Genomic DNA, 15087 nt, shown 5'->3' on the forward strand with positions numbered 1-15087 from the left:
TCTAGAGCAGACCGATAGCGCGGCCTGCCACCCCTACCCCAAGCCAAAGGGTAAGAGAGATAACGGCCGTTGCGCGCGACCACAGAGTTGGTGTCCCCGTATCTGTTTTCAACAGCGCACGGCGATGCAGTGTGAAGTAGAAAGCAACTGCCGCCGCAAGCAGAGCCATCTTCCAGCGAAATGCGGGACTGTAGTAGCACTTGAGCGCTTCTTCAGAGAGCAAACCAATTCCAGACAGAATCATGACGACAAGACTTCCGAGAAGGATGCGACTGAGATCGCGGCTGATGACGCGAGCCGATTCGCGCTTGAGGATGATGCCGAGGAGACGGAGATCGACGATGAGAACAACCCCTCCGAGGAGGGCGAGCGCCAGCAGATGAAAGGTCTCGACGATGGCAAAACCCCACTTCGAATTTTGCATGAGATGGCCAAGGCCCGAATGAGCAAGAGTCGTGAACCATAAGAGTGGGGACATACACTATGTGCCTTTCGATTCGATTCGATTAAAAATAAGCGATCGCGCGACCGGCGATGATGACGCCGCTCCAGAGAGTAAGAGAGGCAATGGCCGCCGTTCGCGCACGCCAGGGCGCAATCGCCAGGGTCTCCCATTCGTGGACGCGCCGGTAGATCGTCGTATGAAAGATGAGTGGGTTGATGCCGACCAGCGCGAGTAGGATCAGCTTGGCGCGGAAGGCAGGATTTGAATAGTTCTTTGCTGCCTCCGCCCAGAAGAGCAAAAAACCACTTGCGAACATTACTGCGAAGCCGGACCAGGTGAGAGGAAAGAGAGCCCGCGCGATCCGGGTAATGGGAATGGGGCGCAGCACGAGACCAAGCATACGGAGATCAAGCAACGCGATGGTCCCAAAAAGCAGTGTGATGCCCAGAACATGAACCGACTCGATAATTGAGAAGGCATAGTCGGATTCACGGATGGCCGTTCCGATACGAGAGTCATAAAAGATCTGGCAGACATGTTGGAGCAGTGGCATCGTGAGTGTTCTCTTTGCGGCGTCAGAATCTACTTACTTCGTTGTCGGCATTCCCGTGCCGGGGAGATTCCCTTTATCGGTTCCGTTGTCACCGGGGCCGCCGTCGCCGGGGCTGCCACCATATACCGTGCGGCCATCGGGAAAGGTGACGCGTCTCGCGTCGATCAGATGGGAGCCATCTTTCGCACGATACCCATCGACGACAATAGTGTCACCGATCTTCAGATCGCCCTTCTTCCATCCGCGGCGGCTCAGAGCCCCCGGGCCCGCGCCTTCGCAGCCCCAGTTTGTCGTAACTCCTTTTGTGTCGGTGACATCGAGATAGAAGTAGGAATGTGGGTTGGTCCACTCAACGCTGGTGATTTTACCGACTAGTCGGACCGGCTTATTTCCGTCGAACTCGGCGGCGAAGGAGTGGTGGGCGTAGGCCGGTATTGACCCGAGTGCGAGGGCGCCTGCGAGCAGCAGCGCAAATCTGATCTTCATGTCAGCTCCTGTGATTTGTACGGATAGAAAAGATGAGCGGAAAAGAAAACCGCTCCGAGACAGGGAGCGGGCCTTGTGTAATTCTGCTGATGGAGATCTAAGCCTGCGACACGCTGTGGGGTAGTGTCGGGTCGATTCCATTCATGGCTTCATACGCTGGGCTACCGTCCACTCAAGAGAGGAGTGAGTAGCAACAACACAGCAATGCCTGAATGTCAGCCATGTGTGAACTGTAAGTTCCACTGCCTGCCATGTCAAGAGAGTTATTCTTGACCTCGTGGCGGCCTTAGGTCTATCTTATGCGAATGCCGAGCGATTCAATGTTCTATGGTTCGCGTTGTTGTTGTACTCGCCCTTCGCGCTGAGTGCAACCGGCGAACGTCTGCCCTGAAGGGTTCAGACATCCGGCTATCTTCCCACAAACAATCTGGCTAGACGCGTACTGCTGCTCCTGTTGTGAGAGCAGTATGCCGTTTAGATTTGAACTCGGACAGGCATGTTGGCGAGATTTGCAGCTACTGCCGAGTTTCTTTCGAGAGGAGGTCTTCGTTGAAGACTCAGTTTCATCTTCGTCACTATGCATTGGGAACGCTATCCTTCATATTCCTTGCAGGATCACTCGCAGCGCAGGAACCAGCGAAAAAAACAGTCGATGCGACGGGCAGAGAGAACTCTCCGTTTTCGCGGAACGAAGCGGACTTGCCGAAAGGACCGGCTCCTCGTCTAGCGGAGCATCCCGATCTGTCGGGCTATTGGATTCCGTCTCGCAAGGATAAGCCTGTCGGAAACCTGGGCAAAGATATACCAGGCTATAAGCTGCCATTTACGGCGGCAGGCGAAGCAGCGCGGAAATACAATGTGGAACATACGATTGATCCAGAGGCTCTCTGCGTTGTTGGTGGATTACCGCGGCATAACGCGAGCGGACTCCCGTTCCAATTGCTGCAGGGCGCTGACCACGCTGTTTTCTTGTACTGGTATACGACTTACCGGCTCGTGCCGTTCGACGGACGAAAACACTCGGAGGATCCCGATCCTTCATTCTTCGGCGAAGAGCTCGGATCATGGGACGGCGATACATTTGTCATCGATTCGGTCGCCTTCAAGGAAAAGCGCACATGGGCGGATGAGAATGCGAATCCGCACAGTGACCAACAGCATGTCGTCGAACGTTGGACGCGTCCCGACATCGGGCATCTTCATGTAGACATGGTTGTAACCGACCCTAAGTTCTACACGGAGCCAATTCACTATCAACGTACATGGTTATTGGGCAAGCCCGGTGATGAGGTTCGTGAATACTCGTGCTCCGAGGACAATGTGGATGCGCCGCATCTCGGTCCTGGACCGGGCCCCATAGGGTCAGATGGGCAGCGCGGATATGAAAAGCTCACTCCATTACCTCCGCCACCATCGAAGGAGCACCCAGCAGTGACTTCAATTCCGAATTGATTGTAGGGGCCGCACGGCGCCTGAAGCATTCGCTCTCCAGGCAAGGACGACTTCAGGTGCCAGAGAAGCAATATTTTCTATGGCTCGGGCCTTCACCGCAGAGTGCAGCACCCGCACGGGCGGCTTCGGTTACATGGAACGTAGGGAAATCACCCGCAAGAGGTTCACTCTAAGTATGCCGGTGCCTGCCCCGCCATCGTTGATACAGGATGTGAACCGGAATTCCGCACAGGATGACTCCGACTCCGCCGAGCGCATTGATCGGCTGGTCTTCGATCGAGAAGACTGTAAGCACAATGGCGGCCGCAATAAAGAGAACCGGAACGACCGGATAGCCAGGAACACTAAAGGGACGCTTCCTGGAGGCATCTCGGCGGCGGAAGACGAAGATCGTGCTTGCGGTCAGTCCATAGGCAAGCCACTCGGAGAAGATGGCCAATGAGAACAGAGCCTGAAACCTGCCGACGAATAGCAGCAGAAGCGAAGCGATTGTAGACTGCAGGATGAGCGCGGTCGAAGGCGTGCCGAAGCGGGGATGCACATGAGCCAGCCTCTCGAAGATGAGACCGTCGCGAGCGGCGGCAAACGGGATGCGTGCGCCCTAGAGAGCTGAGCCGACGAAGGAAGCGGCGATGCTGACCGCCATACCGATCGAGACGAGCAGTGAGCCGTATCCGCCCGCAACGACTCGCATCGCATCAATCGCTGGACGGTCCGCGGTCGCTATGGCAGACGCCGGCAAAATATATTGGATCGCGGCGTTCGTAAGCATATAGAGCATGCCGACGATCGCTACCCCGCCGATCAGAGCGATCGGCAGACTACGTTGCGGATTCTTGACCTCGCCTGCCAACTGACTGACATCGTTCCAGCCGTTGTACGCCCAGAGCGCCGCAACCAGCGCTACCATGAACCCGGAAAATCCAGGCCGTGCGTTTGGAAAACCGGTTTGAAAGTTATGCCAGGAGCCATGGCCGCCGACACCAAAGAAGCAGGACCCCACGATCGTTAGGATTAGCAATCCTTTGAGCCATGTGAGAGAAAGTTGCACGTTCGCGGATTCCAGTGCGCTGCGGACGTTGAGAGCAGTGATGAGCCACGTTATTGCAATAGCAATCAGCTGCCCCCACTGCAGATGGGCAATCGCGAACTCGGTAAAGAAGCCGAACCGCGGAAAGGCCTAGGAAGCCTTGCTTGGCGGCACAATAGGCAGACCTGCCGCGCGCCATGCATGAAATCCACCAATCAAATCCGTCGCGCGCCAGAGTCCAAGATTCTGCAGGGCTACGGCCGCTAGGCTTGAGGTATAGCCTTCGGAGCAGAACACGATTACCTGGATGTCATGATCGGTGGCAACCGGCAGCCGCGCGCTGGATGTCGGGTCGAACCGCCACTCGAGCACGTTACGCTCGACGATCAACGCGTCTGGAATGCAACCCTCAATTGCACGCTGGCCCTCCGGACGAATATCGACAAGTATCGCTCCTGTTTTGGTCACCGCATCATAGGTCTCATCCGGGGATAGCCGGTGCAGTCGGGCGCGTGCCGCTGAAAGCATCTGCTCAATGCTCAAGATACCGGCCTGGTTTGCAGGTTTCCGCCTCTGCGCGTTCCACTCCTGAGCGAGCGTCTCAGCCCGCTCAGACGCTCGTTCGCGCGAGACCAATCGACTTCCATCCAGCTCGTATTCGTTCATCTCGCTGAGCGGAGGCGAATATGCGTGAATGCTAATGGCCGGCGCGAAAGAGGCGTTACGGACGTCATGCGCGTAATTGGGACCGAATGCGCGCGGCTTACCCGGATGTATCGCAAGGGTGCGCTCACCATGACGGTGCTCCTCAAGAGCCCCGGTCGCTACGACGAAAGCTCCGGAGGACGCCCCGTGGTCATGAAAGCCGGTGGATTGTCCTGGCAGCCAGCTGATCACCCAAATGTCGTGGTTCGGACCTTGATATAGGCGCTCATACCAGCGATGTTCGACGCGCAGCCGCACCCGATCCATCCATCCATTCGACATTGCAAACAAGGAAACGATGTTGGCGAGTTCCTCAGGCGTTCTCGATACCTCACCGGGCTGGCTTTTCGCTGATGTGAATGTGCTTCTGGCGTCACGTACGAGTCGTTCCTCTGTTCCGAGTTGCATAGATCCTCTCCAGATCTGAACCGTCGCAAACAAGCCCAGGCATGAATGCCAGCTTGTTGACGGATACACTTAATAAACTAGGGAGTGTTTTAGATGAGCTTTGGAGAAGGCGTTCTAGGAAGATCTGAGAATGTCGCAGCTCACCCAACGAGGGGCAGGTCGCAGCGACAACAATGAAGCAGGGAAAACGCCATAAATTGACGCTAGCATGACCTGAAGAATCGGGTCAATGTTTGAGCATCTGCCAAGGCAGCATGCCTGTGAGCACAATTAGGTCTGTGCATGGCCTTCAATATGGATGAGACTGCTCGCTTCGACGGAAGTTACGGAACAGTACCAGGTGGTGAGCTGTGATCCAGAGTATTTCTGGCAAACAAATGGCGGCGAGAGCTAAGCCTCTCGCCACCATGGTTGAAGCCGCTGCTTTAGAAGACGTAGCGTGCCGAGAAGAGTCCTGAACGCGGACCGGCGAAGCTGCGCGCCGTCGTGCTCGAAATCTGGCTGACGCCCTGTCCCGGGAAGGTGTTGGTAGGAGGAACCGAGATGTCCACGTTGGGATCGCCAAAGTTCGGGTGGTTCAGAACGTTGGTGAAGCTCAGGCGGAACTCCAGATGCTGCTCACGATAAACGGGGAAGGACTTGAACAGAGCAGCGTTGAGGGTCTCTGAGCCGGGGCCTACGATGGTGCCGAAGGCTCCGCTGCCGAAGGTGCCGGCGGCGGGGACCGCGAACGCGGCCGGATTGAACCAGTTGAAGATGCTACGGTTGCCAATGGGAGTTAAGGACTTCAGCACGCGGTTGGGAACGTTGGTTCCGAAGACGGGACTGGTGTTCGACTGGCTGAGACCGTCGTATGTGGGCGTCAGGAAGTCACCGGAGACTGCGAGGAAGGTTCCGCTAAGCTTCCAGCCGCCGAGCATGCGCGCCAGCAGCGAGTTGTTGTTGAGGACGAAGCCGTCTTTGCCAATGGGTATCTGATATACGGACGTGGCCGTGAAGTCGAGACGCGGTGTGTACTTCGCGTTTGCCTTCTGGCGGGAGAGGTTGCCGGTTTGCTCAGCCGTAACGCCACCGTCCAAACCGTTCGCATCGAGGTCGTCGTCATCGGTGAGGTTTTTGGCCCAGGTGAACGAGACGTCGAAGCTCAGACCGTGCTGATAGTTGTGCGTTACCTCGGTTGAGAGCGCATTGTAGTTCTCATAACCACCGTTCTGGAACTCATAAACTGAGAAGAACAGCGGGTACGGGCTTTTGGCTTGATTGAAAGGTGCGGTGCTGGGTGCAACCTGGCTGATGTTGTTGACATAGCCGAGCTTCACTGCGCGGGTACCAATGTAGGAGAGGCGGAGACCGGTATTGAAGCCGAGGTTCTGCTCGACCGTCACGTTGAACTGTTGCACGTATGGGTTGCGGAAGTTTGGGTCGGTGTACGTCGTGCTGACGTTGCCGGCGAGGCTTCCCTGAGCCGAGGTGTTGATGGGGTTCTGGAAGTTGATCAGCGGCTGGTTGTTCGTAAATGCGTTGGTATAGGCAACGTTCACGCCGAACGGGCCGTTGTAGTTATAGCTGAAGTTCGAGGCGCTAATCTCGTCGTTGAAGATGCCGTAGCCGCCGCGAACAACCGTCTTGTCGTTATCGAACGGCCGCCACGCAAAGCCGACCCGGGGATAGGCGGCGAGCTTGAATCCATAACGGAACGAACGGCTGGGTACGCCTGCGGTCTGCGCTGATTCAATCGGAATCTCGGATGGGAAGACAGGGTTGATGTTCGCCTGGGCAATGGCAATGCTGGGTACAACGATGGCACCTGTCCTGGGGTCGAACGACGCGACAATATCGTTCTTGTCGACTGGGGGACTGTCGTACTCGTAACGCACGCCGAGGAAGAGCGTGAGATTCCTGCGCACCTTCCAGTCATCCTGGACAAAGGAGTTCAGATACCAGTAACGCGCGTACTCGGGAGTGCGCGTGTAGGTGTAGGACGTCGATCCTGGAAGACCCAACAGGAAATCCGCATAAGCGTTGCCGGTGAACTGGGCGGTGTAGGAGAAGGAACCGAAGGTTGGGTTGAAGTAGGAATCGCCCTCCATGGGACGGAACTCTACGCCGGCCTTGATGGAGTGTTTGCCACGCTCGTAGGTCAGTTGGTCGATGTACTGGAAGGTCTCCTCTGTTGGCTGGCTCTCCGCAAGTTGAGAGGGCGATGTGTAGCCGGAGACCGACAGCGTAGGAATGCCGGTGAAGGAGTTGGAGACGACAGGAAAGCCGTTGATACCGAGGGCCGAGATCAGAGGCTGCCCCTGGAGGGCCCCGCCGTAGTGATTCTCGGTGTGGGTGAGTCCGAACTTTGCCACGTTGACCATGTGAGGAGTGATAATCCAGGTGTCTTCCATGACGCCCTGCCAGGTGTGACGTTTCTGCTGACGGTAGCCGGTAATACTCGGCGGAAGGCCGCTGTCGAGCACCTCGGGAGAGGATCGGATATAACCGACGCGTGCAAACAAAGTGTTTTTAGGAGAAAGGTTGTAGTCGACACGCCCGTAGAAGCGATTTGTGTATACGTTCTGCGGGTAGGGGCCAAGTGCAGACTGTCCGAGAATCGACGTCGGGTAGAAGAGATTCTGCCAATACTGTGACGCCTTACTGATCAGCGCCGGATCGATGTGATTGTATTGACCGTTGTAGTTGAACGGTGCGCCGCCTGCGTAGGGATTCGTGATCGGAGTGGGCAGGGAACTGAAGTCACCGGACTCAAAGGCCGCCGTGGGCAGCGAAGGATTGATGGAGATCGGCGTGTTCTCTCGCAGCAGCTCTGCCGACAGGAAATAGAAGAGTTTGTCGTGGATGATCGGAGCACCGAGGTTGGCACCGAAGTCATTCTGGCTGAAGGAACCAACCTTGCCGGCGGCGAAGTAGCCGGGTGCCTGCAGTGCGTCGGTGCCGTAGTTCTCGAACACATCACCGTGATAGGCGTTGGTACCGGACTTGGTGATCATACTGATGTTGAATAGCTGACCCATCTCGGCCTTGTTGTTGACGGCCGAGTACTCGACCTCTTGCACCATACCGAAGGGAGGCAGCGAGGGACCGACCATGTTGCCGTAGAGCGCCGAATTCGAGCTGATACCGTCAACGTTGTAGTAAGCCTCACTGCCGCGTGAGCCGTACATCGACCAGTCGAACAAAGTGCCGGCCTGCGAACCACCCGGAAGCAGCGTCGTGTAAAAGAGCAGGCCACTGTCACCGGTGCTGTCGGAGGTGCCCAGCAGGTTCGAGGAGGTGTCGTTCAGGGCCTCGGAGGTGACGGTGCTGGCGATCGAGGGCATTTCCAGGTTAACGACCGGGGCGCCGGACGTGACCGTAACGGAGGTATTGGCTCCGGCGACGGCAAGGTGACCGTCGATGCGAAGCGTTTGCTGTGCAGTTAGGTTGATGGCATTGTTCTGGAGCTCCGAGAAGCCGGGAGCGTCGATCTTCACGCTATAGGTGCCCGGGTTCAGATCTGCCACAACGTAATTGCCGGAACCGTCGGTCGTTACCGTTCGGGTAAAGTGTGTTCCCACGTCGGTCACGATGACCGTCGCGTTCGGTACCAGAGCGCCGTCGGTTGCCGTTACCGTGCCGGTAATGTTGCCTTTTGTGCCTTGTCCGAAGACAGTACCCAGGGAACAACAGGTCAACACAAACGCAAAGAGGCAGAGTCTCCCCCATGTATGACAAAAGCGCATGGGAGTTCTGAATGGAGAATGGCTGATTCCTGGTGCGGACTCGACTGTCATTGGGGTACGTCCTCCGTAAAGATGTCTTGATGACTTAATGGAATAAGGTAATCTGGATATACGAGCCTGGTATATCTTTTTATTTCGAATGATTACTTTTATTGAATTATTAGGCGACAATAGCTTTGAAAGCTAACCATGTCAAGCAAAAATGAACACAAAAAGAATCTTTACGTAAGAAGTCGGCCGTTGATTCCATTTCCGCATTGCCAACATGCCAGAGCTGAGTACTCCCGACCTCGTTTGTCGGAGATTGCGGCTGGATAGGGCGGACAAGGTGGGAATGAAGGCTCTTTGGTCGGAGGGCGATCAGAACGGTATTTGTTTCAGCGAGGTATGGAGACGCGTGGTCGGCGGTTCTCAAAGGACTGCTCTACCTCTTCAAGGGTTTTGCCTTTTGTTTCCGGCAGAAAGAAGATGATGGCGAGGAAGTAGAGGACAGTGAAGCCGGCGAAGAGAAGGAAGATCCAGGTGTAGCCATATTTACTGACGACGGGAAGAAACAGCACGGCCAGTGTGGTCGAGACGAACTGATTGAGCACCAACGCGACGCTCATGCCGACTGAGCGGATTCGGGTCGGCATCAGCTCGGAGAGTGCAAGCCATACGCACACACCGGGGCCTGCGGCATAAAAGGCGACGAAGATAAAGAGCGCCAAGGCGACGATGTATCCATGGCCGGGCGACGGAATACGACCCATGCGGGCTCGTTCGATCTTTAGTGGCGCTGTCTTTGCCTGATCGAAGTCAGCGAAGGGATTCTGGAAGAATGCCTTCACGGAGTTCTCGGGGATGCTTGCTGCGCGTGTAATACGGATTGCTGCGGCGCTCGGATCATCAGAGCGCATATAAGTGGTTTCGCTGGTGAAGCCCGCGTAGGAGTAGATGATCGCGAACGAAGCGTGCGCGGCCAGGGCGCGGTCGTCACTGTAGCCGCTTGCGGTGAGTAGCTTTCCAGCCTCTTCCTGATTGAACTTCAGCGAAAGCGTTTCGTTATCCTGAACCAGTCCCTGCACGGCGGGGCCACATTCGAGATCGTTACGTTCTACCTGGTGAAAGAGCAGTGCGCATGCAATCAGGGAGAGCATGACTCCGCCGGTGCCAAGCGTCAGTAGAAAGCGCCGCCCTTTGCGATCGACCAGAGTGATTCCGACAATCGTCATGAGAAAGTTGACCGACGTGAACAGGACGTAGCCCCAGTGCGCGCCTAGATCCGTGAGGCCGCTCTGCAGCAGGATGCTGGTGTTGTAGCCGATGATCGAGTTTATGCCGGTAGCTGTGTTGCAGGCGAGGATGACGCATGCGAGCAGGAACGGCACAACGTATTTGCGACGCAGCAACGAGCCTGCACCCTTGTGTGAGACATCGGGCTGCGTTCTAACTGCTCCCATCTCTGCGAGTTCGAGGGCTGCAGCTTCGGGAGTGCGTGAGCGCAGCAGCGACGTCAACGCCTCTTGGGTGCGGCCGCGACGATACAGCCAGCGTGGGGATTCCGTCACGAATAAACTGCCGAAGGCAAAGAGCAAACCGGGCGGAAGCGACATCCAAAAGATGCGTCGCCAGGCGTTGTTCTGAACAGCGAAGAGAGCGTCTGCGTTTCCGGTCGCGGCGACCGCCTGCACGCGATAGCTGTAGTACATGCCGATAAGCGCGGCTATGACGATGCCAAAGGTCAGCAGCCATTGAAAGATTCCTGTGCCTTTGCCTCGCGACTGCGATACAAGACACTCGGCCAGGTATAGCGGTACGACGACTCCGATGAAGCCTCCGCTGATGCCCTGCAATAGCCGGCCGACCAATAGCACCGTGTAGCCGTGCGAGAGTGCGATGAGAGGAATACTGATGACGAATACGAGACCGCTTACGACCATCATTGGCTTTCTGCCGAACCCGTCTGAGAGCACTCCGGCAAAGATGGTAGAGATGACGCTGCCAAGCAGGACCGCTGCAACGATGACCGAGAGCTGCCCGGCACTCAGACGCGAGGTCGCTTCAAGATAGGGCAGCGCGCCCCCGATGATGCCTACGTCCACGCCATACAGCAGGCCGCCGAGACCAGCAACACACAACAAAAGAAGGTTGTAACTGCGACGATTCGAGGCGGTATGGTTTGGGTTTGGGATCATGAAGCAACGTGTCCTAAGGGCAGAGTCTCTCTGTTGCGCAGTCGCGCGAAGATAAGCGCGATCATTTCAGTGAAGCTGTGGGAGAAGTCGCAGAGCGTTTTCACGGTACACCTTGCGCAGCACGTCGTCGGGCAGGTAGAGGCCATAAATATTCCAGCGTCCTTGGCGCGAGGCGTGCGTAGGATAGTCAAAGTACTCGTCGTCGGTTTCCAGGAAGCGATAGTAGAGACGATACATGTCGACCTCGGGAACCAGATCCGCTCCAAAGAGGATACGGTCAGCATAGCGAAGAAAGAACCTTCGCGCCGAGTAGGGCTGGCGTCCTAGCTCCGAGGCCCGTGCGCTTATGTCGACCATGACGTTGGGACAGTCGTCGAGCATCGCTGAGACGCGTGCAAGATCTTCACTGTTCTCCGCGATATGGGCTCCGACGAATGTTGTCCTGGGATGCCGTCGAAAGACACAATCGCGCTGCTTGAGGAGCTCGTCCTTGCTGTATTGTGCGCCGAAGAAGCTCCAGTCGGGGTGGGCTGCCAGCTCCTCGTAACGCTCATTGTGAGCATCGATCGGCAGGAAAAAGGCCTCAGGGTCGCCGATATGCACCATGGCAGGTATGCCGAGCTCGCCAAGACGATCGAAGATAGGCGCCAGCCGCTCGTCATCCACGCTGATCAGTTCGCCGCTTGCATCGCGCACCGTAAGGCCGAGGTCCTTCCAGAACTTGAAGCCTACGATGCCGTGCTGCACGAGGCGATCAATGCGCTCCATGCTCAGCTTGATGAAGCTGGAAAAGTTCATTGCATCGGCGCCCTGCCAATCCATCCATCCGATTGTTGAAAAGCGCCGTGCATCGGCCTTCCGATAGCGCTCGATCATCTCGATGGCCTCATCGCCCACCTTCATCGTGATGTTGGCGATGTGCTCGATCCCGCAGGCATCCATGATCTTCAGAATCTCCTGCGGGTCCTGTGCGTCCAGATGATTGTGGTAGTCGATTACAGGGAACCGCGGTTTCGTGATTTCGTGCATGACTGAGTGCAACATGGTGCGCGGATGGAAATCGCTGACTGGAAGCGTCACCGCAGCTTTGGCCGAGACCATTGCTATAAATTTGTCCTGTGCATCCTGTTCAGCCATTGCTCTCCTCTTACCCTACCCCCCTAGATGGGGGGGATTGGTATCGATGCGAAGATGGGTTGTGAGCCTCTTTAAAACATTCTGTCGAATTGCATGGATTATAAAACGAAATATATAGGAATTTCCATTATGTTTCGTTTTATTATCTTATTGCCAAGATGTCTCGATATTTAAGGTGCTCACATGAATCGCTACTGGCTGCTCGTTTCTACGCTCTTGTCTTTTCCACTTGTTTCTTCTGTCTTCGGAATTGCACAGAGTGCCGCAGTGCAGGCCGAAGCATTGCGTGTGCATGTGAATGTTCGCGATAAGCATTTCGTTGGTTGGACAATTCGCGACACGATCTCGGGAAGAGAGATTGTGATGAAGGATGCCTTCACGTTGGTGTTGAAGGATCATGGCGAACTGCATTCGTCTGAGATGCAGGTTCAGCCGTTGAACGACACGAGCAGCGTCATCGATTCGCATCGTGCGCTGAGCAGCTCGCAGCTTGCCACCGCGGAGACAAAGCGGTGCTGGCAATTTCACGGTGGGGAGTATGACGTAGATGCGGACTGGTGCGTGGTGACTCGGCCAGGATCGGATTATGTACGCTCGCTCATTCGTGTCACGGCTGCCAAATCAGACCTGCCAGTCGCGGAGGTTCGGCTGCTTGAGTTCAGAGATGCGGGCGCGCATGTCGAAGGCAATGTCCACGGATCGCCTGTGGTGGATGCCAACTTCTTCTTTGGCTTTGAGCACCCGCTTTCGACAAGCAACGTTAGTGACGGACTGGTGAAGGTGGGACTCTTGCGCGAACTTTCTTTGCGCGCTGGTCAGTCGATCACGTATTCGGCCGTGTTGGGAGCGGCGCAGCCGGGACAGCTGAGGCGAGAGTTTCTGGCTTATCTAGAAAACGAGCGTCCGCGCAGGTATGAACCCTTTCTGCACTATAACTCGTGGTTCGATCTCGGTTATCAGAATCGCTTCGATGAGAAGAGCGCTCTGGATCGCGTGAATGCCTTCGGGCAGCAACTCGTCGTCGACCGAAACGTCAAGCTGGACTCGTATCTCTTCGATGACGGCTGGGATGATCCGAACGCGCTGTGGGGTTTCAACCCCGGTTTTCCCAATGGCTTTACGAAGACCAGTGAGGCGGCTGCAAAGTACAAGGCGGGCATCGGCGTGTGGCTATCGCCGTGGGGAGGGTATGACGAGCAGAAGAAGGAACGCGTCGCATACGGTACGGCGCATGGCTACGAGATCATGAACGAAGGCTACGCCCTCTCTGGGACGAAGTACTACGAGCGCTTTGAGCAGACCTGCTTCGACATGGTCGACCGCTACCACGTCAATCAGTTCAAGTTCGATGGAACCGGCAATGCGAACCGTGTCTTTCCTGGCAGTGACTTTGACAGCGACTTCGACGCTGCGATCCACCTGATTGAGCGGCTGCGGAAGAAGGAGCCCTCTATCTTTATCAACCTCACTACCGGCACAACTGCCTCGCCCTTCTGGCTTTTTTATGCGGACTCAATCTGGCGTGGTGGGGAGGACCATGACTTTTCTGGTGTCGGAAGTGCGCGTCAGCGCTGGATTACCTATCGCGACGCGCAGACGTATAAGAATATCGTCGAACGGGGACCGCTGTTCCCGTTGAATTCACTCATGCTTCACGGAATCATCTATGCAAAGCAGGCGAAGGATCTGATGAACGATCCCAGGCATGAGTTCGCCGATGAGGTACATTCGTACTTCGGCAGTGGCACGCAGCTACAGGAGATGTACATTACGCCGGATCTGCTGACCACCGCGGACTGGGACATGCTCGCAGACAGTGCACGTTGGAGCCGCGCTCATGCTGAGACGCTGAAGGATACGCACTGGATCGGCGGCGATCCGGACAAGTTGGAGATTTATGGCTGGGCTGCATGGAGCCCGAAACTTAGTCTGATTACGCTACGCAATCCTTCCGGCAAGCCGCAAAAGTACATGCTGGATCTTGCGAAGGTGCTGGAGTTGAAGCGTAATGCGCCAGAGCGATACAACGTGCATGGCGTATGGAATGACGTAAAGGACTGGCAACCGGAGGTCGTGCGCCCCGAGCTGCGTGACCGGCTCATAGCGGTTGAGCTGACGCCGTTTGAGGTCCTTACGTTGGAGGCGACACCTGCTCATTAAGAAGGCATGGCCCAATCCGGTTTAAACGAGAGTCAGGCTGATGCCGGCGGCCTGCAAGGCCTTTGCGGTCTCCGCCGGCAGATCGTTGTCGGTGATAACGTGATGGATCGCTGTGGCTTCGACGATACGGGAAAGGCTGCGGCGGTTGAACTTTGTGGAATCGCACACGGCAACTACCATCGATGAGGCTTTGACCATTGCGCGGTTTACACGGGACTCCATCAAATTCGGTGTCGTCAGGCCTACCTCGAGATCGAAGCCATCGACACCGAGGAAGAGAATATCTGCGTGCATGTCCTGCAGCATGTCCTCAGCTAGCGGTCCTACGAGCGAGAATGAGTTCTTGCGCAGTGAGCCACCGGTCAGCAGCACCTCGAAGTCAGTACCGCTGAGTTCGCCTGCGATGTTAACGGCGTTGGTGATGATGGTGAGTCGAGAAAACCGTTTCAGCGCGCGTGCAATCGCTGTCGTCGTCGTTCCTGAGTCGAGCAATACGCACTGTCCCTCCTGCACGAGGTTCGCTGCAGCAGTGGCGATGCGCAGTTTTTCCTGAGAATGTCGTCCTTCTTTTTCCTGAAGGGATGGGTCGGACAGGGCACCGTTGCCAGGCAAAACTGCACCGCCATGGGTACGCTGCAGCACGCCACGGCTTTGCAGAAGATCCAGGTCCTTACGAATTGTGATGCGCGAGATGCCGATTGATTCGGAGAGTTCTTCGACCAGTACCCTGCCGTTTTTTTGGGCTAGTCCGAGAATGTATTGCCGCCGCTCTTCGATCAGCATCTGAGAGCTGCGGTCGACGCCGG

10 protein-coding genes and 1 pseudogene are annotated in these 15087 nt (G+C 56.2%); 2 read left to right on the forward strand and 9 right to left on the reverse strand.

The window, feature by feature from the left end; genetic code table 11:
* Position 1 precedes the first annotated feature (1 nt).
* The 3 genes from GSQ82_RS09240 to GSQ82_RS09250 form a co-directional block, all read right to left on the reverse strand.
* The gene (locus GSQ82_RS09240; RefSeq protein ID WP_158791973.1) at positions 2-424 is read right to left on the reverse strand and encodes a DUF6644 family protein; all 423 of its coding nucleotides are present in this window, start codon (positions 422-424) and stop codon (positions 2-4) included.
* Positions 425-506: 82 nt separating this feature from the next.
* A complete protein-coding gene (locus GSQ82_RS09245) occupies positions 507-998 on the reverse strand; it encodes a DUF6644 family protein (protein ID WP_158791974.1) in 492 nt (163 codons plus the stop codon).
* A 33-nt stretch (positions 999-1031) separates the two neighbouring features.
* Positions 1032-1484 (reverse strand): DUF6152 family protein, encoded by a 453-nt coding sequence (locus tag GSQ82_RS09250; protein WP_158791975.1) that lies wholly within the window; start codon positions 1482-1484, stop codon positions 1032-1034.
* A 549-nt stretch (positions 1485-2033) separates the two neighbouring features.
* Here GSQ82_RS09250 and GSQ82_RS09255 point away from each other — a divergent pair.
* On the forward strand, positions 2034-2936 hold the full coding sequence (locus GSQ82_RS09255; protein WP_158791976.1) for a hypothetical protein: 903 nt from the start codon (positions 2034-2036) through the stop codon (positions 2934-2936).
* A gap of 169 nt (positions 2937-3105) precedes the next feature.
* On the opposite strand, the pseudogene GSQ82_RS09260 reads toward GSQ82_RS09255, so the two are convergent.
* The 5 genes and pseudogenes from GSQ82_RS09260 to GSQ82_RS09280 form a co-directional block, all read right to left on the reverse strand.
* A pseudogene (locus GSQ82_RS09260) lies at positions 3106-4080 on the reverse strand (APC family permease).
* A 36-nt stretch (positions 4081-4116) separates the two neighbouring features.
* The gene (locus GSQ82_RS09265) at positions 4117-5079 is read right to left on the reverse strand and encodes a rhodanese-like domain-containing protein (RefSeq protein WP_158791977.1); all 963 of its coding nucleotides are present in this window, start codon (positions 5077-5079) and stop codon (positions 4117-4119) included.
* Between the two features lie 425 nt (positions 5080-5504).
* The gene (locus GSQ82_RS09270) at positions 5505-8759 is read right to left on the reverse strand and encodes a carboxypeptidase-like regulatory domain-containing protein (protein WP_158791978.1); all 3255 of its coding nucleotides are present in this window, start codon (positions 8757-8759) and stop codon (positions 5505-5507) included.
* Between the two features lie 425 nt (positions 8760-9184).
* Entirely contained in the window at positions 9185-10984 is a 1800-nt protein-coding gene (locus GSQ82_RS09275; protein ID WP_158791979.1) for an MFS transporter, read from the reverse strand.
* 66 nt (positions 10985-11050) lie between these two features.
* The gene (locus GSQ82_RS09280) at positions 11051-12121 is read right to left on the reverse strand and encodes an amidohydrolase family protein (protein WP_158791980.1); all 1071 of its coding nucleotides are present in this window, start codon (positions 12119-12121) and stop codon (positions 11051-11053) included.
* 183 nt (positions 12122-12304) lie between these two features.
* On the opposite strand from GSQ82_RS09280, the gene GSQ82_RS09285 reads away from it, so the two are divergent.
* On the forward strand, positions 12305-14281 hold the full coding sequence (locus GSQ82_RS09285; protein WP_158791981.1) for an enterotoxin: 1977 nt from the start codon (positions 12305-12307) through the stop codon (positions 14279-14281).
* 21 nt (positions 14282-14302) lie between these two features.
* On the opposite strand, the gene agaR is transcribed toward GSQ82_RS09285, so the two are convergent.
* The gene (agaR, locus tag GSQ82_RS09290; protein WP_158792217.1) at positions 14303-15064 is read right to left on the reverse strand and encodes a transcriptional repressor AgaR; all 762 of its coding nucleotides are present in this window, start codon (positions 15062-15064) and stop codon (positions 14303-14305) included.
* Positions 15065-15087 lie beyond the last annotated feature (23 nt).

This window comes from Granulicella sp. L60 (assembly GCF_009765825.1).
Taxonomy (GTDB): domain Bacteria; phylum Acidobacteriota; class Terriglobia; order Terriglobales; family Acidobacteriaceae; genus Edaphobacter.

Excerpts from the sequence above, each read along its gene's own strand:
- GSQ82_RS09240 (WP_158791973.1), bottom strand. The coding sequence starts at position 424 with ATGCAAAATTCGAAGTGGGGTTTTGCCATCGTCGAGACCTTTCATCTG.
- GSQ82_RS09245 (WP_158791974.1), bottom strand. The coding sequence starts at position 998 with ATGCCACTGCTCCAACATGTCTGCCAGATCTTTTATGACTCTCGTATC.
- GSQ82_RS09250 (WP_158791975.1), bottom strand. The coding sequence starts at position 1,484 with ATGAAGATCAGATTTGCGCTGCTGCTCGCAGGCGCCCTCGCACTCGGG.
- GSQ82_RS09265 (WP_158791977.1), bottom strand. The coding sequence starts at position 5,079 with ATGCAACTCGGAACAGAGGAACGACTCGTACGTGACGCCAGAAGCACA.
- GSQ82_RS09275 (WP_158791979.1), bottom strand. The coding sequence starts at position 10,984 with ATGATCCCAAACCCAAACCATACCGCCTCGAATCGTCGCAGTTACAAC.
- GSQ82_RS09280 (WP_158791980.1), bottom strand. The coding sequence starts at position 12,121 with ATGGCTGAACAGGATGCACAGGACAAATTTATAGCAATGGTCTCGGCC.
- GSQ82_RS09285 (WP_158791981.1), top strand. The coding sequence starts at position 12,305 with ATGAATCGCTACTGGCTGCTCGTTTCTACGCTCTTGTCTTTTCCACTT.
- agaR (WP_158792217.1), bottom strand. The coding sequence starts at position 15,064 with ATGCTGATCGAAGAGCGGCGGCAATACATTCTCGGACTAGCCCAAAAA.